The organism is Streptomyces sp. NPDC018000, from assembly GCF_044328025.1.
Classification (GTDB): Bacteria; Actinomycetota; Actinomycetes; order Streptomycetales; family Streptomycetaceae; genus Streptomyces.
In genome coordinates, this window is record NZ_JBIRGM010000002.1 from 318,973 (window position 1) to 340,451 (window position 21,479).

Annotated in this window: 21 protein-coding genes and 2 tRNA genes; 18 read left to right on the forward strand and 5 right to left on the reverse strand. The window is 67.3% G+C overall.

All coding sequences use genetic code 11. The annotated features are described in order from the left end of the window. Nucleotides 1-42: 42 nt before the first annotated feature. The 6 genes from recF (at nucleotide 43) to ACH4EW_RS06020 (ending at nucleotide 7,787) form a co-directional block, all read left to right on the forward strand. Nucleotides 43-1,173 (forward strand): DNA replication/repair protein RecF, encoded by a 1,131-nt coding sequence (gene recF / locus ACH4EW_RS05995; RefSeq protein ID WP_398251993.1) that lies wholly within the window; start codon nucleotides 43-45, stop codon nucleotides 1,171-1,173. After that, nucleotides 1,170-1,751 carry a DUF721 domain-containing protein gene (locus ACH4EW_RS06000; protein WP_398251996.1) on the forward strand — a complete coding sequence of 194 codons (582 nt, stop codon included), beginning with the start codon at nucleotides 1,170-1,172 and terminating at the stop codon, nucleotides 1,749-1,751. The genes recF and ACH4EW_RS06000 overlap by 4 nt, the downstream gene beginning before the upstream one ends. Before the next feature lie 419 nt (nucleotides 1,752-2,170). Beyond that, on the forward strand, nucleotides 2,171-4,276 hold the full coding sequence (gyrB, locus tag ACH4EW_RS06005; protein WP_398251999.1) for a DNA topoisomerase (ATP-hydrolyzing) subunit B: 2,106 nt from the start codon (nucleotides 2,171-2,173) through the stop codon (nucleotides 4,274-4,276). Nucleotides 4,277-4,322: 46 nt separating this feature from the next. After that, entirely contained in the window at nucleotides 4,323-6,953 is a 2,631-nt protein-coding gene (gene gyrA, locus ACH4EW_RS06010; protein WP_398252002.1) for a DNA gyrase subunit A, read from the forward strand. Nucleotides 6,954-7,046: 93 nt separating this feature from the next. Next, complete coding sequence (locus ACH4EW_RS06015) at nucleotides 7,047-7,643, forward strand: DUF3566 domain-containing protein (protein WP_398252005.1); 597 nt, start codon at nucleotides 7,047-7,049, stop codon at nucleotides 7,641-7,643. Between the two features lie 70 nt (nucleotides 7,644-7,713). Beyond that, nucleotides 7,714-7,787 (forward strand) — tRNA-Ile (locus ACH4EW_RS06020). 282 nt (nucleotides 7,788-8,069) lie between these two features. Here the strand turns inward: ACH4EW_RS06020 and ACH4EW_RS06025 are convergent. Next, entirely contained in the window at nucleotides 8,070-8,441 is a 372-nt protein-coding gene (locus ACH4EW_RS06025; RefSeq protein ID WP_398252008.1) for a DUF6344 domain-containing protein, read from the reverse strand. A gap of 319 nt (nucleotides 8,442-8,760) precedes the next feature. Between ACH4EW_RS06025 and ACH4EW_RS06030 the strand changes: the two genes are divergently transcribed. From ACH4EW_RS06030 to ACH4EW_RS06040, 3 genes are all read left to right on the forward strand, one after another. Beyond that, entirely contained in the window at nucleotides 8,761-8,895 is a 135-nt protein-coding gene (locus ACH4EW_RS06030) for a DLW-39 family protein (protein WP_003958712.1), read from the forward strand. Nucleotides 8,896-9,380: 485 nt separating this feature from the next. Next, nucleotides 9,381-9,617, forward strand: coding sequence for a hypothetical protein (locus ACH4EW_RS06035; protein ID WP_398252011.1), 237 nt, complete (start codon nucleotides 9,381-9,383; stop codon nucleotides 9,615-9,617). Then, nucleotides 9,617-10,990, forward strand: coding sequence for a hypothetical protein (locus ACH4EW_RS06040; RefSeq protein ID WP_398252014.1), 1,374 nt, complete (start codon nucleotides 9,617-9,619; stop codon nucleotides 10,988-10,990). The genes ACH4EW_RS06035 and ACH4EW_RS06040 overlap by 1 nt, the downstream gene beginning before the upstream one ends. Before the next feature lie 50 nt (nucleotides 10,991-11,040). Here ACH4EW_RS06040 and ACH4EW_RS06045 read toward each other — a convergent pair whose 3' ends face one another. Both ACH4EW_RS06045 and ACH4EW_RS06050 read right to left on the reverse strand, forming a co-directional pair. Next, the gene (locus ACH4EW_RS06045) at nucleotides 11,041-12,393 is read right to left on the reverse strand and encodes a protein kinase (RefSeq protein WP_398252016.1); all 1,353 of its coding nucleotides are present in this window, start codon (nucleotides 12,391-12,393) and stop codon (nucleotides 11,041-11,043) included. Between the two features lie 81 nt (nucleotides 12,394-12,474). After that, nucleotides 12,475-13,023, reverse strand: a complete 549-nt coding sequence (locus ACH4EW_RS06050) for a helix-turn-helix domain-containing protein (RefSeq protein ID WP_398252019.1) — start codon at nucleotides 13,021-13,023, stop codon at nucleotides 12,475-12,477. Between the two features lie 170 nt (nucleotides 13,024-13,193). Here ACH4EW_RS06050 and ACH4EW_RS06055 point away from each other — a divergent pair. Next, nucleotides 13,194-13,266 (forward strand) — tRNA-Ala (locus ACH4EW_RS06055). A gap of 65 nt (nucleotides 13,267-13,331) precedes the next feature. Here the strand turns inward: ACH4EW_RS06055 and ACH4EW_RS06060 are convergent. Further along, entirely contained in the window at nucleotides 13,332-14,066 is a 735-nt protein-coding gene (locus ACH4EW_RS06060; RefSeq protein WP_398252021.1) for a DUF5324 family protein, read from the reverse strand. 425 nt (nucleotides 14,067-14,491) lie between these two features. Here ACH4EW_RS06060 and ACH4EW_RS06065 point away from each other — a divergent pair, with 425 nt between their 5' ends. Together ACH4EW_RS06065 and ACH4EW_RS06070 are read left to right on the forward strand one after the other, a co-directional pair. Beyond that, nucleotides 14,492-15,019, forward strand: a complete 528-nt coding sequence (locus tag ACH4EW_RS06065) for a peptidylprolyl isomerase (protein WP_398252023.1) — start codon at nucleotides 14,492-14,494, stop codon at nucleotides 15,017-15,019. A 155-nt stretch (nucleotides 15,020-15,174) separates the two neighbouring features. Next, on the forward strand, nucleotides 15,175-16,044 hold the full coding sequence (locus tag ACH4EW_RS06070; RefSeq protein WP_398253295.1) for a rhomboid family intramembrane serine protease: 870 nt from the start codon (nucleotides 15,175-15,177) through the stop codon (nucleotides 16,042-16,044). 303 nt (nucleotides 16,045-16,347) lie between these two features. On the opposite strand, the gene crgA is transcribed toward ACH4EW_RS06070, so the two are convergent. Further along, complete coding sequence (gene crgA, locus ACH4EW_RS06075; RefSeq protein ID WP_398252026.1) at nucleotides 16,348-16,602, reverse strand: cell division protein CrgA; 255 nt, start codon at nucleotides 16,600-16,602, stop codon at nucleotides 16,348-16,350. A 142-nt stretch (nucleotides 16,603-16,744) separates the two neighbouring features. On the opposite strand from crgA, the gene ACH4EW_RS06080 reads away from it, so the two are divergent. Genes ACH4EW_RS06080 through ACH4EW_RS06105 form a run of 6 tightly spaced genes read left to right on the forward strand, consistent with a single transcriptional unit; the run spans nucleotide 16,745 to nucleotide 21,252 of the window. Beyond that, nucleotides 16,745-17,512, forward strand: a complete 768-nt coding sequence (locus tag ACH4EW_RS06080) for a DUF881 domain-containing protein (protein ID WP_398252029.1) — start codon at nucleotides 16,745-16,747, stop codon at nucleotides 17,510-17,512. 26 nt (nucleotides 17,513-17,538) lie between these two features. Then, the gene (locus tag ACH4EW_RS06085; RefSeq protein ID WP_398252032.1) at nucleotides 17,539-18,237 is read left to right on the forward strand and encodes a class E sortase; all 699 of its coding nucleotides are present in this window, start codon (nucleotides 17,539-17,541) and stop codon (nucleotides 18,235-18,237) included. Nucleotides 18,238-18,292: 55 nt separating this feature from the next. Continuing rightward, on the forward strand, nucleotides 18,293-18,475 hold the full coding sequence (locus tag ACH4EW_RS06090; RefSeq protein ID WP_398252035.1) for a hypothetical protein: 183 nt from the start codon (nucleotides 18,293-18,295) through the stop codon (nucleotides 18,473-18,475). Then, on the forward strand, nucleotides 18,472-19,110 hold the full coding sequence (locus tag ACH4EW_RS06095) for an aminodeoxychorismate/anthranilate synthase component II (RefSeq protein ID WP_398252037.1): 639 nt from the start codon (nucleotides 18,472-18,474) through the stop codon (nucleotides 19,108-19,110). The genes ACH4EW_RS06090 and ACH4EW_RS06095 overlap by 4 nt, the downstream gene beginning before the upstream one ends. Next, complete coding sequence (locus ACH4EW_RS06100; protein ID WP_398252040.1) at nucleotides 19,107-20,489, forward strand: class E sortase; 1,383 nt, start codon at nucleotides 19,107-19,109, stop codon at nucleotides 20,487-20,489. Before ACH4EW_RS06095 ends, ACH4EW_RS06100 begins: the two co-directional genes overlap by 4 nt. Before the next feature lie 28 nt (nucleotides 20,490-20,517). Further along, the gene (locus tag ACH4EW_RS06105; protein ID WP_398252043.1) at nucleotides 20,518-21,252 is read left to right on the forward strand and encodes a class E sortase; all 735 of its coding nucleotides are present in this window, start codon (nucleotides 20,518-20,520) and stop codon (nucleotides 21,250-21,252) included. The last annotated feature ends 227 nt before the right edge of the window (nucleotides 21,253-21,479 follow it).

A 21,479-nucleotide genomic window follows, 5' to 3' on the forward strand; every position in this document is an offset into this window, starting at 1 on the left:
ACAGAGCACGGAGCAGGAAGCAGGGAAGGTCGGCGCTCAGCCATGCATGTCACGCATCTCTCGCTGGCCGACTTCCGCTCGTACGCCCGGGTCGAGGTACCTCTCGATCCGGGCGTCACTGCTTTCGTGGGGGCCAACGGCCAGGGCAAGACGAATCTGGTGGAGGCCGTCGGCTACCTTGCGACACTCGGCAGCCATCGGGTCTCCTCCGATGCGCCGCTGGTGCGGATGGGCGCGGACCGGGCTGTCATCCGGGCCGCCGTGACGCAGGGCGAGCGTTCGCAGCTGGTCGAGCTGGAGCTCAATCCGGGCAAGGCCAATCGGGCCCGGGTCAATAGGTCGTCGCAGGTCAGGCCCCGTGATGTGCTGGGAATCATACGTACGGTGCTGTTCGCGCCGGAGGATCTGGCGCTGGTCAAGGGGGACCCCGGAGAGCGTCGGCGTTTTCTCGACGAGCTGATCACGGCGCGTTCGCCGCGGATGGCGGGGGTGCGTTCGGACTACGAGCGGGTGCTGAAGCAGCGCAACACTCTGCTGAAGTCGGCAGCGATGGCGCGCAGGCACGGTGGCCGGTCGATGGATCTGTCCACGCTCGATGTGTGGGACCAGCATCTGGGCCGGGTGGGTGCGGAGCTGCTGGCACAGCGGCTGGATCTGATCGCTGCGTTGCAGCCGCTGGCTGACAAGGCGTACGGGGATGTGGCGCCGGGCGGTGGTCCGGTGGCGTTGGAGTACCGGAGTTCGGTCGGTGCAGGGATGGATTCGGCGCACACGCGTGAGGAGCTGTACGAGCAGCTGATCGCGGCCCTGGTGGGTGTGCGTAAGCAGGAGATCGAGCGGGGTGTGACGTTGGTCGGTCCGCACCGTGATGATCTGTTGCTGGGGTTGCGGGGGATGCCGGCCAAGGGGTACGCGAGCCATGGTGAGTCCTGGTCGTATGCGTTGGCGCTGCGGCTGGCTTCGTACGATTTGCTGCGCGGCGAGGGCAATGAGCCGGTGCTGGTGCTGGACGATGTCTTTGCCGAGCTGGATGCGCGTCGTCGTGAGCGGTTGGCGGAGTTGGTGGCTCCGGCCGAGCAGGTGCTGGTGACGGCTGCGGTGGACGACGATGTTCCGGGTGCGCTGGCGGGGACGCGGTATGCGGTGTCCGCGGGTGGGGTGGAGCGGCTGTGAGCGGCCGTGGTGAGGCGTTCGGGGCTTCCGGGGAGCGGTCGCAGGAGCGGCCGGTGGAAGGGATGCGGCCGGAGCCGTCGGGCGTCGATCTGGCGCGGGTGGCGTTGCGTGCGGCCAAGGAGCAGGCGCGGGCGCGCGGTGCTGCGGCGCAGCAGAAGAATCAGGCCAGGCGGGGTGGGGGGCTGCGTTCGGGGGCGCGGGCAGATGGGCGTGATCCGTTGCCGCTGGGTGCTGCGATCAATCGTCTGATCACTGAGCGTGGCTGGGAGACGCCTGCGGCGGTGGGTGGGGTGATGGGGCGCTGGCCGCAGATCGTCGGTGAGGATCTGGCCAATCACTGTGTGCCGTTGCGGTATGACGAGGATCCGGACGCGCGGGTGCTGACGGTGCAGTGCGATTCGACGGCGTGGGCGACGCAGCTGCGGTTGCTGGCTCCCCAGCTGGTGGCCCGGCTGAATGCGGATCTCGGGCATGGCACGGTGCGGTTGATCAAGGTGTTGGGACCGGGCGGTCCGCAGCGCAGGTTTGGTCCGTTGAGGGCGCCGGGCAGCACCGGTCCCGGCGATACGTACGGCTGAGACGTCTCGTACGGCTGAGGCGTCTGAACTGGCCTTCTTCTTGTTCCCGCGCTCTGTGGGGCCGTATTCCGGATTCAGTCCCGGCCCCGTGTTGTCCTCTCGGCGGTGCTGTCCGCCGCGACCGTGTTGTGCCGGTGTGTGGTGGTTGAAACCACGCGGGGAGGGTGGGGCGTCCCTCACGGTAGCGGGAGGTTGACAGGCCGAAGCGCTCAATGCCCGCGTGAGCCTCTTGGGGGCCCTTCCTGAATATGGGGAGTCGTCAGGCGCTGATTCAGGGCGGCACATGCGTACTCAGGTACCGGCAAACCCCCATTCGTGTCAGTGCTACCGGTAGACTGGTGGACAATCCCGCATCTTCGCGGGAGTCGTCGATACAAGCCGAACGACGCAGCCGCTCCCGACTGTCCGGAGAACGGCCTGTGCTGTGCCAGAGAGGGCGCTTCGTGGCCGATTCCGGCAACCCCAACGAGAACATTCTGTCCACACCCGGTGAGAGCGGCGAGGTAACCGCCTCGGGCGAGGTATCGGCATCCGTCGAGGCCACCGCCTCGTACGACGCCAGCGCGATCACCGTCCTCGAGGGCCTGGACGCCGTCCGCAAGCGACCTGGCATGTACATCGGTTCAACCGGTGAGCGAGGCCTCCACCACCTCGTGTACGAGGTCGTCGACAACTCGGTCGACGAGGCCCTGGCCGGGCACGCGGACACCATCGACGTCACGGTCCTCGCCGACGGCGGGGTTCGCGTGGTCGACAACGGCCGAGGCATCCCGGTCGGCATCGTGCCGTCGGAGAAGAAGCCCGCCGTCGAGGTCGTCCTCACGGTGCTGCACGCCGGCGGCAAGTTCGGAGGGGGCGGCTACGCGGTCTCCGGCGGTCTGCACGGCGTCGGCGTGTCCGTCGTCAACGCCCTGTCCACGCGGGTGGCCGTCGAGGTCAAGACGGACGGCTACCGCTGGACCCAGGACTACAAGCTCGGTGTGCCCACCGCGCCGCTGGCCCGCAACGAGGCCACCGAGGAGACGGGGACGTCCGTCACCTTCTGGGCCGACGGGGACATCTTCGAGACGACCGAGTACTCCTTCGAGACGCTGTCGCGCCGTTTCCAGGAGATGGCGTTCCTCAACAAGGGCCTGACGATCAAGCTCACCGACGAGCGCGAGTCGGCGAAGGCGACGCTGGGCGCGGAGGTCGCCGAGGTGGCCGAGGTCGCCGAGGCGGAGCAGGTCCGCACGGTCACGTACCACTACGAGGGCGGCATCGTCGACTTCGTGAAGTACCTGAACTCGCGCAAGGGCGATGTCATCCACCAGTCGGTGATCGACATCGAGGCCGAGGACAAGGAGCGACTCCTCTCGGCCGAGATCGCGATGCAGTGGAACACCCAGTACAGCGAGGGCGTCTACTCCTTCGCCAACACGATCCACACGCATGAGGGCGGTACGCACGAGGAAGGCTTCCGCGCCGCGCTGACCACGCTGGTCAACAAGTACGCGCGCGAGAAGAAGCTGCTGCGCGAGAAGGACGACAACCTCACGGGTGACGACATCCGCGAGGGTCTGACGGCGATCATCTCGGTGAAGCTGGGCGAGCCGCAGTTCGAGGGCCAGACGAAGACCAAGCTGGGCAACACGGAGGCGAAGACCTTCGTGCAGAAGGTGGTCCACGAGCAGCTCACGGACTGGTTCGACCGCAACCCGAACGAGGCGGCCGACATCATCCGCAAGGGGATCGCGGCGGCCACGGCCCGTGTCGCGGCCCGCAAGGCGCGTGATCTGACTCGTCGCAAGGGGCTTCTGGAGAGCGCCTCGCTGCCGGGCAAGCTGAGTGACTGCCAGTCCAACGACCCGACGAAGTGCGAGATCTTCATCGTCGAGGGTGACTCCGCCGGTGGTTCGGCGAAGTCCGGCCGTAACCCCATGTACCAGGCGATCCTGCCGATCCGCGGCAAGATCCTGAACGTCGAAAAGGCCCGGGTCGACAAGATCCTGCAGAATACCGAGGTCCAGGCGCTGATCTCGGCCTTCGGTACCGGGGTCCACGAGGACTTCGACATCGAGAAGCTCCGCTATCACAAGATCATCTTGATGGCGGACGCCGATGTCGACGGTCAGCACATCAATACCCTGCTGCTGACGTTCCTCTTCCGCTTCATGCGTCCGCTGGTCGAGGCCGGGCACGTGTTCCTTTCCCGCCCGCCGCTCTACAAGATCAAGTGGGGCCGGGACGACTTCGAGTACGCGTACTCGGACCGGGAACGCGACGCCCTGGTCGAGCTGGGCAAGCAGAACGGCAAGCGGATCAAGGAAGACTCGATCCAGCGCTTCAAGGGTCTCGGCGAGATGAACGCCGAGGAGCTGCGTGTCACCACGATGGATGTCGACCACCGAGTCCTCGGCCAGGTCACGCTGGACGACGCGGCGCAGGCGGACGACCTCTTCTCGGTGCTGATGGGCGAGGACGTCGAGGCACGGCGCTCGTTCATCCAGCGCAACGCCAAGGACGTCCGCTTCCTCGACATCTGAGTCGGTCGTACCAGCAAGCCGCCGCTCGAAAGGACTTTGACCAGCAATGGCCGACGAGAACACCCCTGTAACACCTGAAGAGGAATCCGCTGCCGGTGTGGGCATGCGTGTCGAGCCCGTGGGGCTCGAGACGGAGATGCAGCGCTCCTACCTCGACTACGCGATGTCCGTGATCGTCTCGCGTGCGCTGCCGGACGTGCGGGACGGTCTCAAGCCCGTCCACCGCCGGGTGCTGTACGCGATGTACGACGGCGGTTACCGGCCCGAGAAGGGCTTCTACAAGTGTGCCCGTGTCGTCGGTGACGTCATGGGTACGTATCACCCGCACGGCGACTCGTCGATCTACGACGCACTGGTGCGACTGGCACAGCCGTGGTCGATGCGCATGCCGCTGGTGGACTCCAACGGTAACTTCGGTTCTCCGGGCAACGACCCGGCCGCTGCCATGCGGTACACCGAGTGCAAGATGATGCCGCAGTCCATGGAGATGGTCCGGGACATCGACGAGGAGACCGTCGACTTCCAGGACAACTACGACGGCCGCAACCAGGAACCGACGGTTCTGCCGGCACGCTTCCCGAACCTGCTGGTCAACGGTTCCGCGGGCATCGCGGTCGGTATGGCGACCAACATCCCGCCGCACAACCTGCGTGAGGTCGCGGACGGAGCGCAGTGGTACCTGGAGCACCCGGAGGCCTCGCAGGAGGAACTCCTGGACGCTCTGATCGAGCGGATCAAGGGCCCCGACTTCCCGACGGGTGCGCTTGTCGTGGGCCGCAAGGGCATCGAGGAGGCGTATCGCACCGGCCGTGGCTCGATCACGATGCGTGCGGTCGTCGCGGTCGAGGAGATCCAGAACCGGCAGTGCCTGGTCGTCACGGAGCTTCCGTACCAGACCAACCCCGACAACCTGGCGCAGAAGATCGCCGACCTGGTCAAGGACGGCAAGATCGGTGGGATCGCGGACGTCCGTGACGAGACCTCGTCGCGTACGGGGCAGCGTCTGGTCGTCGTGCTGAAGCGGGACGCGGTCGCCAAGGTCGTTCTGAACAACCTGTACAAGCACACCGATCTGCAGACCAACTTCGGCGCCAACATGCTGGCGCTGGTCGACGGTGTGCCGCGCACCCTCTCGATCGACGCGTTCATCCGCCACTGGGTGACGCACCAGATCGAGGTCATCGTCCGGCGCACGAAGTTCCGTCTGCGCAAGGCGGAGGAGCGGGCGCACATTCTGCGGGGTCTGCTCAAGGCGCTGGACGCGATCGACGAGGTCATCGCCCTCATCCGGCGCAGCCAGACGGTCGAGGTGGCGCGTGAGGGCCTGATGGGCCTGCTGGAGATCGACGAGATCCAGGCGAACGCCATCCTGGAGATGCAGCTGCGCCGGCTGGCCGCGCTGGAGCACCAGAAGATCACGGCCGAGCACGACGAGCTCCAGGCGAAGATCAACGAGTACAACGCGATCCTGGTGTCGCCGGAGCGGCAGCGTCAGATCGTCAGCGAGGAGCTGGCGGCGATCGTCGAGAAGTTCGGCGACGACCGGCGCTCCAAGCTGGTGCCCTTCGAGGGCGACATGTCCATCGAGGACCTGATCGCCGAGGAGGACATCGTCGTCACGATCACGCGCGGCGGCTATGTGAAGCGTACGAAGACGGACGACTACCGCTCGCAGAAGCGCGGCGGCAAGGGCGTGCGCGGCACGAAGCTCAAGGAAGACGACATCGTCGACCACTTCTTCGTGTCGACGACGCACCACTGGCTGCTGTTCTTCACCAACAAGGGCCGGGTGTACCGGGCGAAGGCGTACGAACTCCCGGACGCGGGCCGCGACGCCCGCGGTCAGCATGTCGCCAACCTGCTGGCTTTCCAGCCGGACGAGCAGATTGCCCAGATCCTGGCGGTCCGCGACTACGAGGCGGCGCCGTATCTGATCCTGGCCACGAAGGGCGGTCTCGTGAAGAAGACCGCGCTGAAGGACTACGATTCGCCGCGTTCCGGGGGTGTCATCGCCATCAACCTGCGGGAGGTGGCCGATGGCGCCGAAGGCACGGCCGACGAGCTGATCGGTGCCGAGCTGGTGTCGGCGGAGGACGATCTGCTGCTCATCAGCAAGAAGGCCCAGTCGATCCGGTTCACTGCGACGGACGACGCACTGCGCCCGATGGGGCGTGCCACTTCGGGCGTCAAGGGCATGAGTTTCCGCGAAGGCGACGAACTGCTCTCGATGAATGTTGTCCGGCCGGGTACGTTCGTGTTCACTGCCACCGACGGTGGGTACGCGAAGCGGACTGCCGTCGACGAGTACCGAGTTCAGGGTCGTGGCGGCCTGGGCATCAAGGCCGCCAAGATTGTGGAGGACAGGGGCTCGCTGGTCGGCGCGCTCGTGGTCGAGGAGACGGATGAGATCCTCGCCATCACGCTCGGCGGTGGTGTGATTCGAACACGAGTCAATGAAGTCAGGGAGACGGGCCGTGACACCATGGGCGTCCAACTGATCAATCTGGGCAAGCGCGATGCCGTCGTCGGTATCGCTCGTAACGCCGAAGCCGGCCGCGAGGCCGAAGAGGTCGAGGGGTCCGAGGACGCCGAGGCCGCGACGGCGGAGGCTGCCGAGAGCACGGTTGAGGACAATGCCGAAGGCACGCCGCCTTCGGCCGGGGAGCACGAGGAGTAGAGCGTGAGTGGAGCCACGGGCGCCGGTTCGGCCGCTTCCGGAGCTGGAGCGAACGGTGCCCGTGGCCCTGCCACGGACTCTCGAGGGGGCACTGTGACGGACACCCGAGGGCGCCAGCCCCAGTACGAGGGTTACGAGACCGGGCCGTTGCCGGGTGAGCGCGAGCCCGCAGCGGGGAAGGCGAGCGGGCCGTACCACCCGCCGCAGGCGTACCCCTCGCCCGCGGGCGGGACTCAGGGCGGCCGGCCGCAGCGTACGCAGGGCGCCGACGCCGCTCAGGCGGCCGGGCGGCCGCGGACCGGGGCGCAGACCACTCCGCGTACCCGCAAGGCGCGTCTGCGGGTGGCCAAGGCCGACCCGTGGTCGGTGATGAAGGTCAGCTTCCTGCTCTCCATCGCGCTCGGCATCTGCACGGTGGTGGCGGCCGCGGTGCTGTGGATGGTCATGGACGCGATGGGTGTCTTCTCCACCGTGGGCAGCACGATCAGCGAGGCCACCGGCTCGAACGAGAACAACGGCTTCGATCTTCAGTCGTTCCTGTCGCTGCCGCGGGTCCTCATCTTCACCTCGGTCATCGCTGTGATCGATGTGGTTCTGGCGACTGCGCTGGCGACGCTTGGCTCCTTCATCTACAACTTGTCGGCGGGTTTCGTGGGCGGCGTCGAGCTCACGCTGGCCGAGGACGAGTAGGGCACCGGGTATCGATTTTGGGACTGGCCCCGACGTGCGCTAATCTTCAGAGGTCAGCGCGCAGCGCGGCGGGGCTATAGCTCAGTTGGTTAGAGCGCATCCCTGATAAGGATGAGGCCACAGGTTCAAATCCTGTTAGCCCCACAGTGACAGTTGAAGGTCCGGTATCTCTTCGGAGATGCCGGACCTTCTGCGTGTGGTCGGTGCGATGTGTTCCCGGATGTGGGTGCTCTGCAAAGGACACGGGGTTGAGGGGCGCGGTCGCGGGGCGGGAGCGCGCAGGGAGGGCCCTCCCGGGGCTTGGGCGGCGCGGATGCGTGCGCTGTCCCCGAGCAGGGAAGGGGCGCGACGCGGCTTGAGCGCATGAAGAAGCCCCCGCCGGTGTGAACCGGGCTTTGGGGGCTCTGTGCGTGAGTTGCGCGGCTCTCACGGCGGGAGGAGAGATGCGCCCTCCGCCGAGCACCTGTAGGCGGCACGGACGGTGTTCCTGGTCTCCATGGCGTCCGTCGTGTCTGCGGACACATGCCGGGCGGCGGGTGAGGAGCCGTGCGCCTCAGCGCGGATGCGCTGCTTCATCGTGGGTGGCAGCGCCCTGTCACGCGGAAGGGTCCATCGCACCGAGAGGGCCGTCGCGGTTGCCGTGGTCGCACCCGTGTGCTCATGGTTCGTGGTGGTCGGCTCGGTGGTGCTCGGCTCCGTGGCCGCGGCCGGTGCGTTCATGAGCCCCAGTGCGGCGAGGAGTGCGAAAAAGGCGGTGACGAAGGCGGTCCAGATGTTCTTGGCCTTGAAGGTGCTCATGGCCCCTCGCTTTCGGATGGTCCGGTTTGCCTACCTTTCCGATGATGTGGATGTGGTCCGCGATTTCATGGACCGACGCCACTGATCCGCTGATCTTCAGATGAACACCACTCGTATGGTTCAACCGGCCTTGACGGGCTTGTGCGTGGCGATCGGCGCGGCCGGGTCCTCCGCCCGGGGCGATCCCCGGGACGATCCTTGGATGATCGCTTTCCCCCGGGCGCCAGTTGGGCCGCAGGCAGGTCACCGATCGATATCGGCCGGTGTGTATAGTCGGGCGGCAGAAGTCCCCTACGTCAAGGAAAGACGAGGTCGCGCGGTGAAGAAGCTTCTCCTGGTCGCACTGGCCGCCATCGGCGGGCTCCTCGTGTACCGCCAGATCCAGGCGGATCGCGCCGAGCAGGATCTGTGGACGGAGGCGACTGACTCCGTGCCCGCAGGTTCGGGTGTGTGAGACAGAACAGTCTGATTGCGGGCCCCGGTCGCTGAGCGGCCGGGGCTTCGTGCTGTTGCGGGACCATGACAGCTGTGTTCTTGAGTTCACCTAAGCAAATCGATGAGTTGCTAGAGCAAATCGACCGGGTTTTCGGTCGAGGGGCGCGGGGCGTACCCGGATGGAGAGCGCCCGTACGGCCGTCGGCAACGTCGTCGACGGCCCTTCCGACGGATACCCGACCGGGCTGCGGGTGTATGGCGCGGACCGTCCCCGGGGCTGCACGGACATCAGGCTCGTACAGCCGGTGCAAGGTTCGGCCGGACAGCCGTGAAGCGGGCTGTGGCGGCCGCCCGGCCCAAGGGTGACACTCCCCCGCCGGGCCGGCGTTGCAGAAGCCTGCCGAGGGCCTTCTGCGGCCCGCGGGCGGTGCCATCGGTACGCGCACGAAGGGGGGCGAGGGCCGCCGATTTCGCGGGGAACCCGCAGATCGGTGTGGTGCTGCGGTGTCGGTGTTCGGCGACGAGCCGGCCGGCCCCGAGCACCATGCTTCTGCCGCAGCCAAGAAGGCGGACAAGAAGGGCAGTTCGAGCGGTGCCGAAGACAACAGTGGTACGGGCGGGGCAGGATGGACCGGCATTGCGGCCGCTGCCGGGGTGGGCGCAGTGGTGGTGATCGCGGGGCGCGTGTTCGTACGCGGGCGTCGCAGGCCGGCCGCACGGACGACGAGGGGAAGCGCGTGATGAGGCAGCGCAACAGGGGCCGGGTGGCGCTGGTCGCGGTCGCGGCGATGTGCGCGGCGGTGGCGCTGCCGGGGCAGGCGTACGCGGCCGCGGAGCCCGCTGCGTACACCTTCGCTCCCGGGGCGAAGAAGGTCAGCGGTGCGGAGGTCAGCACCGAGGCGTCGGCGCTCACGCCCGGTTCGGTCCACAAGAGCTCGATCAAACGCGGCGAGAAGCTCTACTACCGTCTGGACCTCGACGAGAAGACGAACGCGTACGTCTCGGCGGTGGCCGTGCCGAAGGGCGGCGGCCAGGTCGCCTACGGGGACGGCATCACGGTCAGCATCAGGGACAGCGCGGACCGGCAGTGCAGTTCGGAGGACGCACGGTTCGGGTCGGCGGAATTTCCCCGTCCGATCGCGGCGTACGCCTACCGGATCAAGGAGAAGGATGGCAGCACCTGCCAGGAAGCCGGAGCGTACAACGTCCTGATCGAGCGGGAGAGCAAGGCCACCTCGGCATCCGACGAGTGGGACCTGGAACTGCGCTACGAGTCGGAGCCGCAGCTGAAATCGGGCGGTTCGATGCCGACCCAGGCCCCGAAGAACTGGCCGTCCGCCTCGCCCACGCCGCCCACCGCCGCCTGGCAGAACCGGCCGGGCGGCGCCGGCTACTCCGACGCGACCAGCCTGGACACCGGCGAGTGGCACGACCGCATCGCGCCGGGGCAGACCCGCTTCTACCGGGTGCCGGTGGACTGGGGCCAGCAGCTCTTCGCCACCGCGGACCTGGGCAACAACAATGCCTCGACCGAATACATCGGCAGTGCGCTCGCGCTGTCCCTGGACAATCCGGCGCACGGCCATGTCGACAGCGCGACCCCGCTGTCGTACTCCGGCAAGCCCGCATCCGTATCGCTGGATCCGCTGCCTCCGGTGGCGTACGAGAACCGTTACGACTTCACCAGCAGCGTCAGCGCCATGCGATTCGCCGGCTGGTACTACCTGTCGGTCACGCTCAGCCCGAAGGTCGCGAAGTCGTACGGCGACAAGGCGATTCCACTGATCCTCAGGATCAATGTCGAGGGGACGGCGGGCAGGACGCCGTACGTGGGGGACGCCGGGATCTTCTCGGTCACGCAGAACGACAGGGACATGGCGAGGAGCGGTAAGAGCGCCCCTGAGGCGGCCAAGAGCAACACCATGCGGATGGTCGGCGTGGCCGGGATCGGCGTGGGTGCGGTGCTGGTGCTCGGGCTGGGTGTGTGGACGCTGCTGGCACGGCGCCGCGCGGTGACCGCCCCGAAGGCCCCGATCGGTTCGAACGGTCCGGTTGCGGGAGGCCCGGCCGACGGCGGGCAACCGCCGCACGGAGGGCCGCCGCAGGCCTGGTAGCCGGGGCCCCAGCCGCCGTCGCGTACGGCTGGGGCCCCGGCCGGCCGTGTTCAGCTCTGGGTCAGAGCCCAGATGCCCACGGCGAAACAGATCAGTGCCACCAGCAGGACCGGGACCGCCACCTTCGGGGGCGGTCCGGGACGCTTCTGCGGTGTGTGCGCGGGAACAGCGGCAGAGAGGTGCGGGGGACCCCCTGCTCCGGGAGCGGGAACTTGCGGCTGCCCGGCGGTGTACGCACGGGTGAGAGCCGGTTCGCGCTGCGCTGCGGCCGTGGGGGTCTGCGAAGGATCCGGCACGGGCGTGGGCAACGGGGCAGCTGTGTACGCCGGGGCCGGTGCGGGGGGCGTGACCCCTTGCGCCGGATGGGACAGCGGTGTGGGCTGCTGCGGAGGCGGCGGGAGGTGGAAGCTGCCCGTTTCCGACATCGTGACCGGCGGCTGGGCGTAGGGCTGCTGTACGGGCTGCTGGGCTGCCTGGTCCGTCTGTGCGGGCTGTGCGTCCTGTACGGCGGTCCGGGGGGCCGTGATCGGTCCGGCGGGGCCGAAGCCGGTGGGCAGCGGCCCGAGTTGATCGAAGACCTCCACCGGTTCGTCGTCGGCGTCGGGCTCGGGCAGCATGTCGACCGCGGCCGTCAGCGCCTTGCGCGCGCCTGTGGCCGTACGGAATCGGGCCTGGGGATCCGGCTGCAGCAGCCCCGCGAGGACCTGCCACAGCGGCTCGGGAATCCCCTCCGGGGCGCCGGGAGTGCCGTACGAGGCGAAGTGCTCGACGAGGGCCCGCGCGTCCGGTTTCTTCCCCTGCAGCAGATACAGCGCGACCAGTCCCACCGCGAAGAGGTCCGCGGGGAAATCGGGTTCCGCGCCCATCATCTGCTCGGGCGCGAAGTAACCGGGCGTTCCCACCACGTAGTTGGTCTCGGTGAGCCGCGGCTCGCCCTTGCGCATGGAGATGCCGAAGTCGGACAGCCGCAGATGCGGCCGTCCGGTGCCGGTGGCCTCCATCAGGATGTTGGCGGGTTTGATGTCCCGGTGCACGACGCCCTCCGCATGCACCGTCGACAATCCGGAAAGCAGTTGGTCGAGCAGCGTGCAGACGAAACGAGGGGGCAGCGGTCCGTAGTCGCCGATGACATGCGCCAGCGAACCGCCGCTCACCAGATCCATGGTGAACAGGACCTTGTCGTCGTCCGCGGCCCAGCTGGCCGGGGCGAGCACATGCGGATGCTCGATCCGCAACGCCTGCTCGCGGACGAAGCGCAGCAGCGTGTGTGCGTCGCTCTGCTGGAGGACCTTGGCCGCCACGTAACGGCGGCGCCGGTGGTCCCAGGCGCGCCAGACGGCACCGACCCCACCACGTCCGATCGGATCGATCAGTTCGTACCGACCGGCGAAGACCTCACCCATTGCGCTGCGCCCGCTCCCAGTCCTGTGTCGGCTCGTGCCCGGTTCTTGGGGGTAGTGCCCTAGGGCATGGAAGGACAGGCCCTAGCTCTGGTGTCCCTCGTAGTGCGCCACCGCGTCCGCGGTGCGCCCTGCGCCGTACACCTTGAGGAACTCTGCCAGTTCCGGATGGGTCGGGACGAGGGAGTCGGCGGCATCGATGATGTCACCCGCGGCCGCGACCGACCGCAGCAGCGACTGGATCTCGCGCACCACGCGCCGGACGGTCGGGGCGCCGCCGGTGTTGGAGGTCTGGCTGGTGCCGGTGAGGACGGAGCCGCCCTGGGACTTCTTGATCTCTTCCATGCGGTCGGTGGCCTCTCCCGCGCTGACGCTGCCGTCGGCGACCTGGCCGGCCAGTTCCTGGAGAGCCTGGACGCGCTGGACGACCGCGGGGTTGCCGATCTTCGCCCGCTGGCCGCTCATCAGCTGGGAGAGCATGGGGGCGGACAGTCCGAGGACCGCGGCGAGCCGGGCCTGGTTCAGGCCGAGATCATCGATCAGCCGGCGGAAGAGCGCCCCGAGAGGTTCTCCGTACCAGCTGCGCTGAAGCTCCCTGGCTCTTGCTGTTGCCTCTTGCTGAGCTGTATCCATGGCGTCTCCCCTTCGCTGCGGCTTCGCTGCTGCGAACCTCGTCGAGCATCTTACGGAGAGTGGTCGCCGATCGGGAGTCCCCATCTTTTTGCAAGATTCCGGGGTCTACCCGGTACTCTGGTCTGCGGCGGTTACCGAGACGCTGAAGCGTCCGGTGCTGTCCGCTTTTCGGGGCCTTAGCTCAGTTGGTAGAGCGCTGCCTTTGCAAGGCAGATGTCAGGAGTTCGAATCTCCTAGGCTCCACGGGTGACAGAACGGGCGCCGGAAGACCTCAGGTCTTCCGGCGCCCGTTCTCGTGCGGGGGTTGTTCAGCGGCGGTCGTCGAGATCGGTCCCGTCCACACCTTCCGGGCCGTCCGTCCCCTTGGCCTCCGCTTCGGCCTGGTCGGCCTGGGCCTCCGGGTTGAGGGCGCTCGGACCGCTGCCGTCGACCGAGGACAGGGGTGCGCGGTCGGAGACCTCCGTGGGCGCGGGCGGTTCGACCAGCCAGTCCGGGTTGGCCTGCTTGTCCCACCACCTCCAGGCGGCGTAGGCAGCGCCCGCCACGACGCCGACCACGACGAGCCCCTTGAGCAGTCGCCCAGCCTTCGCCCGCCGCTCGTGCTTTCTGGCCAGCTGCTTGATCTCCTTCGCCGTGACCTGACTGCGCAGCGCGGCCAGTGCGGCGGCGCTGCGGGCCGAGGCCTCCTCGGCCATGGGCTGGGCGACGGCCATCGCGTGCTCTACGCGCGGCACGGTGTAGTCAGCGGCGGTACGGGCGGCCCGGCGGGTGCGGCGCGCGGCGCGCTGGGCGACCTCGTCGACCTTGGGGGGGACATGAGCACGGGCCAGTTCGATACGTGGTGCGAGATGCGCGTCATATTGGACGCGGGCCTGCTGGGCTGCCTTCGACACCTTCGGCGCGAGCCGCGCGCGGGCCTCGGAAGCAAGATGTGCGGCCTGGTCCTTGGCCGTGTCGGCGTAGGGCGCCACCACTTCCGCGGCGTGCTGCATGCTGTCCTTCGCCGAGTCGGTTGCGGCGCGCATGCTGTCGATGCGGGTCACGGGATCCTCCTCCTTGGTGGCGGGTGGATACTCCGCCTTTCCACCCATTTCGAGATCATGCCTGCTGGTGCCCTGTATGGCATCCGGGGCAGGCAACCGGGGTTATTCGGGTCATTGGTGATGTCTTGGGGTAATTCGGCGCAAAGGGATCTTGCGGACGACAATGCCACGGTTCAGTTCAGTCCGCGCCGGTTCGTCACGCACTTGGCCGCATTTGTTCCCGCGGGGAGCGGCGCATAAGGGGTTCGGGGAAATTGCAGGCGAGCGGGGTGAAGACGACCTCGGCGCACGGGGCGTGGAATCGGGCAAGAAGGTGAGTGAAGTGCGTCGGTGGTGGCGGCCGAGCGCCGGAGGGGCGGTCCGTGCGAGGATCGGTGAACGTCACTGAAGACTTAACGTCACTGAAGACTTACGGAAGGCAGATCGTGGCTGAGCAGCTTTACGCCACCTTGAAGACCAATCAGGGCGACATCGAGATCCGGCTTCTGCCGAACCACGCGCCAAAGACGGTCAAGAACTTCGTCGAGCTCGCCAAGGGTGAGCGTGAGTGGACGCATCCTGCGACGGGCAAGAAGTCCACGGACAGGCTGTACGACGGCACCGTCTTCCACCGCGTCATCAGCGGCTTCATGATCCAGGGCGGTGACCCGCTGGGCAACGGCACCGGTGGTCCGGGGTACGAGTTCGGTGACGAGTTCCACCCCGACCTCAGCTTCAACAAGCCGTACCTGTTGGCCATGGCCAACGCCGGCCCGGGCACCAACGGCTCGCAGTTCTTCGTGACCGTTTCGCCGACAGCCTGGCTCACCGGCAAGCACACCATCTTCGGTGAGGTCGTCGACCCCGCCAGCAAGAAGGTCGTGGACGCCATCGCGGCTACCAAGACCAACGCCCGCACCGACCGTCCGCTGCAGGACGTCGTGATCGAGTCGGTCGTCATCGAGACTCGGTGATCACCAGTGGTCAGCGAATGATCACGCTCTGATCGTCCTTTCGGGGAACCAACCGCCCTGCTCGTCCGTACTTGTTACATAACGGACGAGCAGGGCTGCGTTGTGCGTGCTGCCGCCACGACGAGCACCGAGGGGACCGGGAAGCGATGGGACCGATGGACCAGCAGCCGCCGGGAGACCAGGATCGGTCCGCCGCCACGGACGGCTCGCTCAGCTGCTACCGCCACCCCGGCCGTGGGACGCACATCCGCTGCACCCGCTGCGACCGACCGATCTGCCCCGAGTGCATGGTCAACGCCTCGGTCGGCTTCCAGTGCCCGGACTGTGTCCGTCAGGGAGCCGGTACGGGGCACCGCCCGGCCGCCGGCCGGCCGCGCACCGTCGCCGGCGGCAGCATCACGGCCGATCCCCGGCTCGTCACCAAGATCCTTCTCGGTATCAATGTCGCCGTGTACCTCGCCGTGCTGGCGAATGGCGCGCTGGTCGACGAGCTGATGCTGTTCGGCAAAGGCGTCGCCGAGGGCCAGTGGTACCGGCTGGTGACGTCGATGTTCCTGCATCAGGAGATGTGGCACATCATGTTCAACATGCTGGGGCTGTGGTGGCTCGGCGGGCCGCTGGAGGCGGCGCTCGGCCGTGCCCGCTTTCTCGCGCTCTACATGCTTTCCGGCCTGGCGGGCGGCGCCCTCACCTATTGGCTCTCCGCACCCGTGCAGGGCTCGCTCGGAGCCTCCGGAGCGATCTTCGGCCTGATGGGGGCCACCGCCGTGCTCATGCGACGGCTCAACTACGACATGCGCCCGGTCTTCGTGCTTCTCGCGGTGAACCTGGTCATCACCTTCAACCCCTGGGGTGGAATCGCCTGGCAGGCGCATGTCGGTGGTCTGATCGCGGGCACGCTGATCGCGATCGGCATGGTGCACGCACCCCGTGAGCGGCGCGCGCTGGTGCAGTACGGCACCTGCGCCCTGGTCCTGGTGGCTGTGGTCGGCGTCGTCCTCGCCAGAACAGCCGCGCTGACCTGAGCGGACGACCGTTCCCTGGGCTTCTCCCGGGTGTTCCCTCTGTCAGTTGTCCACAGCGCGTGCCGGATCTTGTGCATTCTGTGGGAACAACTGTGCCCCTTGTCGCTGAGCTGGGTTTTTCCAGCAGAGACAAGGGGCGTGCCGGCCCTCGATGAGGGAGGCTGCAGTCACATCGGCGTCAACAGCCAGGGGGTTATCCACAGATCGTCTGACCTTTTCCCCCGCCTGTGGATAACCCTGTGGGTAACTTGGGGCAAGGGTTGCAGGACCGGGCCCTGCTGTGGGGCCACGTGCCCTGCGGCACTACCTCCACTGCGTGGAGACACCGAAGCCGCCGGCGATGAAGCCGAAGCCGACGACGATGTTCCAGTTGCCCAGAGACATGATCGGCAGCGAACCGTCGGTCACATAGAAAACGACGATCCAGGCCAGACCGATCAGGAAGAGCGCCAGCATCACCGGCGCCACCCAGCTGCGGCTGGTCAGCTTTATGTTGGTTGCCGGCTTCGCCGGAGGGGGCGTGAAGTCGGCCTTCTTGCGGATACGTGACTTCGGCACGAGGGACTCTCCTGTCGGTGCGCTGGCGTGACCGCGCAGGGAACTGTGGCTGGCGCCGGGGCAGGGCGCGAGGGGGAATGCTGCCTCCCCCGGGCGTCCGTTAGCGTAGTGCTTCCGTGGCTCCGAAGGAGATAAGGGTACGTTGAGCAATTCTGCCGACTCTCCCCAAGGACCGGTCCGGCGCACCTTCCGGCACCCGATCCGGGTGCTCACCGCTGCCGTCTTCGCCCTCGCCGGACTGATCTTCGTCACCAGCGCCAACACGGCCAAGGGAACCAATATCCGCACCGACTCCTCGCTGCTCAAGCTGTCCGACCTCATCCAGCAGCGCAGCGGTAAGAACGCACAACTGGACGAGACCAACGCATCCGTGCGCGAGGACATCGACACCCTCGCCCGGCGCGACGACGGCAGCACCAAGGCGGAGGACGCCCGGCTCAAGGAGCTGGAGCAGGCCACGGGCACGACAAAGCTCACCGGCCGGTCAGTGGCCGTCACACTCGACGACGCACCGCCCAACGCCACCGCCAGCCCCGGCTACCCCGATCCGCAACCCAATGACCTGGTCATTCATCAGCAGGACCTGCAGGCGGTCGTCAACGCCCTCTGGCAGGGTGGCGCCCAGGGCATCCAGGTCATGGACCAGCGGCTGATCTCCACCAGCGCGGTGCGCTGCGTCGGCAACACCCTGATCCTCCAGGGCCGGGTCTACTCCCCGCCGTACAAGATCACTGCTGTGGGTGACCCCGCCAAGCTCAAGCAGGCACTCGACGACTCCCCGGCGATCAGCAACTACCTGCTGTATGTGAAGGCGTACGGGCTCGGCTGGAAAGTCGACGAGCACGAGGCGGTGACTCTTCCCGGCTACTCGGGCACAGTGGATCTCCACTATGCGGAGCCGGTGAAGTAGCGAGCAGCTGTGGGGAGGCCGACGAGGTGTCGGTACGACTGATCGTGAGGACGTTCAGCGAACTCTGCATCACCGTCGGCGCCCTGATCGTGCTCTTTGTGGTGTACGTGCTGTTCTGGACCGGAGTGAAGGCCGCCGACGCGACCGAGGGACAGATCGACACCCTGCGCGACCAGTGGGCGCAGGGAACGGTGTCCGCACCCGCGCCGCGTACATCCCCGACGCCGTCGGCGCCCACCGCACCCGTGGCGTACCGGGACGGCAAGCCGTTCGCGATGCTGTACATACCCCGCTTCGGCAAGGGCTGGGAGTGGCCCGTCCTGGAGAACACCGAGGTCAGGACCTTGCAGAAGGGGCTCGGTCACTACACCGGGACCGCCCGCCTCGGCGAGAGGGGCAATTTCGCGGTGGCCGGACACCGTCGTACATACGGGGACCCGTTCAAGGACTTCCCGAAGCTGCGCCCAGGAGACGCGGTGGTGCTGACGGACGGGACGACGTGGTTCACGTACCGCATCGACAAGAAGCCCTTCCGGACGGTGCCGGGCGACATCGCGGTCATTGACCCCGTCCCCCGCAAGTCCGGCTTCGACGGGCCCGGCAGGTATCTGACGCTGACCACCTGCGACCCCGAATGGGGCAGCAGCCACAGGCTGATCGCCTGGGCGCACCTCGATGCGACCCAGCCTGTGACCGACGGCAAGCCCACAGCTTTCCACAGCTGACCCACGCTTCTGCCCCGGCCCTTTAGTCTGGGTCCGTACCGAATGGAGGGACAGCATGTACGGCTGGATCTGGCGGCATCTGCCGGGCAACGCATGGGTGCGCGCGCTCATCGCGTCCGTGCTGGTGCTGGCTGTCGTCTACGCGCTTTTCCAGTACGTCTTCCCATGGGCGGAGCCGCTGCTTCCGTTCGGCGACGTGACGGTCGACGGTTCGACCGGATCGGGGGCCGGCCAGTGACTGCCCGCATCCTTGTCGTGGACAACTACGACAGTTTTGTTTTCAACCTCGTTCAGTACCTCTACCAGCTCGGCGCCGAGTGTGAAGTGCTGCGCAACGACGAGGTGACCACGGCACACGCCCAGGACGGCTTCGACGGTGTGCTGCTGTCACCCGGCCCCGGCACCCCGGAGCAGGCAGGTGTCTGCGTCGAGATGGTGCGCCACTGCGCGGCCACGGGCGTTCCGGTCTTCGGGGTCTGCCTCGGGATGCAGTCGATGGCGGTGGCGTACGGCGGTGTCGTGGACCGCGCCCCCGAGCTGCTGCACGGCAAGACCTCACTGGTGACCCACGAGGGCACCGGGGTCTTCACCGGTCTGCCGTCCCCCTTCACCGCGACGCGCTACCACTCGCTCGCCGCCGAACCCGACACGGTTCCACCGGAGCTGGAGGTGACCGCGCGCACCGCCGACGGCATCGTCATGGGGCTGCGCCACCGCGAACTGGCGGTGGAGGGCGTGCAGTTCCACCCGGAGTCGGTGCTGACCGAGCACGGCCATCTGATGCTGGCCAACTGGCTGGCACAGTGCGGCGACACAGGAGCCGTCGCAAGGTCGGCGGGGCTCGCGCCGGTGGTGGGCAAGGCCGTCGCGTGACCGCACCCCGCCCCGAACACGACGCCGGGCACGACGGCCCGTACGAGGCCGCAGGCGCGTTCGAGGCGGCGGTCGATCAGCTGGCGGATCCGCTGAATGATCCGCTGCCGGGGCAGCACGCCTCGCCGTGGTTCCGGGCGGACAACTTCCCTTCGGAGGAGCCGGGGGCGGGGCACGAGCAGAAGCAGGGGCGGGGCCTGCACCGGGCGCCGGATCAGCCCCCGCAGGCGCAGCCGCCACAAGGGTCTCAGAAGCCCGAGGGGGCTTTGCGGGAGTGGTACGACCCCGAGGGGTTCGAACGGGACTGGTACGGGCAGCAGACGCCCGCGCAGACGTACCAGGCGCAACCCGTCATTGACCCTTTCCCGCTCGATGACGACACGGTTGGTCTGCGCTCGGCGGACACCCGACGCCTGGTCGACCAGTCGGTGACGACCCCGCAGCCGAGTTCTGCGCCGGATCCGGAGCCGGAGCTGGGGTCGGGTTCGGCTCCTGCGAGCGGTACGGAGAGCTTTGCGGAACCGGGTGCAGGGCCCGGGAAGACCGATCCGGAACCACGCACCGGAGGCCGCGCCGAGCGCCGACGCGCTGCCAAGAGGCGCGGCCGACGTACCGGAGCACAGCCGAGGACGACGACGTCAGCCGCGGCGCCGGCCACGAAGCCGATGTCACGCGTCGAGGCACGGCGTGCGGCGCGTGCGGCCAAGGACAGCCCGGCCGTTGTCGCCAGCAGGGTCGTCGGGGAACTGTTCATCACCTTCGGCGTACTGATGCTGCTGTTCGTCACGTACCAGCTGTGGTGGACGAATGTGCGCGCCGGCCAGTACGCCGGCAACGAGACGCACAAGATCCAGGACGACTGGTCGAAGGGCGACCGCAATCCCGGTGTGTTCGAAGCAGGGCAGGGATTCGCCATCATCCACATCCCCAAACTGGACGTGGTCGCTCCGATCGCCGAGGGCATCAGCAAGGAGAAGGTCCTCGACCGAGGCCTGGTCGGCCACTACAGCGAGGGCGCGCTCCGCACCGCGATGCCGTCGGCCAAGCAGGGCAACTTCGCGCTGGCGGGCCACCGCAACACGCACGGCGAACCATTCCGCTACATCAACCGGCTGCGTCCCGGTGACCTGATCGTGGTCGAGACGCAGGATGCGTACTACACCTACGAGGCGACGAGTACCCTTCCGCAGACATCGCCGTCCAATGTCTCGGTGATCGGCCCGGTGCCGCCCGGTTCGGGATTCACCGGTCCGGGCCGGTACATCACCCTGACGACCTGTACGCCGGAATTTACAAGTACGTACCGTTTGATCGTCTGGGGCAAGATGGTTGACGAACGCCCGCGCAGCAAGGGGAAGCCCGACGCGCTCGTCGGCTGAAACATCATCACAACAGGGGACGGGTGCGGTGACAGCGAGGACCGAGCATGAAGAGCGAATCGGCGAGTCCGCGCCCACGCCGCGGCGCAGCGGCCGCCATCCCGTCGCGACCGCGATCAGTGTTTTCGGCGAACTGCTGATCACTGCAGGCCTGGTGCTGGGACTCTTCGTCGTCTACTCCCTCTGGTGGACAAATGTGATCGCCGATCGCGAAGCCACCAAACAGGGCCGCACGGTCCGTGACCACTGGGCGGACGGACCGGGCGCGCTGGACACCAAGGACGGCATCGGCTTCCTGCACGTCCCGTCGATGAAGAACGGCGAGGTGCTGGTCAAGAAGGGCACCGACACCAAGAACCTCAACAGCGGCATCGCGGGCTACTACACGGACCCGGTGAAGTCGGCTCTCCCCTGGGACAAGAAGGGCAACTTCACCCTGGCGGCACACCGCGACGGGCACGGTGCCAAGTTCCACAACATCGACAAGGTGAAGACAGGGGACACGGTCGTCTTCGAGACCAAGGACACCTGGTATGTCTACGAGGTCTTCAAGGAGCTTCCCGAGACGTCCAAGTACAACGTCGATGTGCTGCAGCCGGTGCCGAAGGGATCGGGTGCGAAGAAGCCCGGCCGCTACATCACGTTGACGACCTGCACGCCTGTCTACACGTCGAAGTACCGCTACATCGTGTGGGGCGAGCTGGTGCGTACGGAGAAGGTGGACAAGGACCGTACGAAGCCGGCGGAGCTGCGGCAACCGTGACTGAGCTTCTCCGAGAAGCTCAGTCGTTCTAGGACGGCAAAGGCCCGAAGTCGCAAGCAGTCTCTGCGACTTCGGGCCCATTTTCTGCCTGGCGACGGCTACCTCAGGATCGGGAGCGGCACTCCGGCGCTCCACTTTTCGAGGTGAGCGAAGTCGACAAGGGTGATGCCGTAGGTCTCGGCGATGTTGCGTACGTCGGTTGCGAAACTGCATGTGCGGTATGCCAG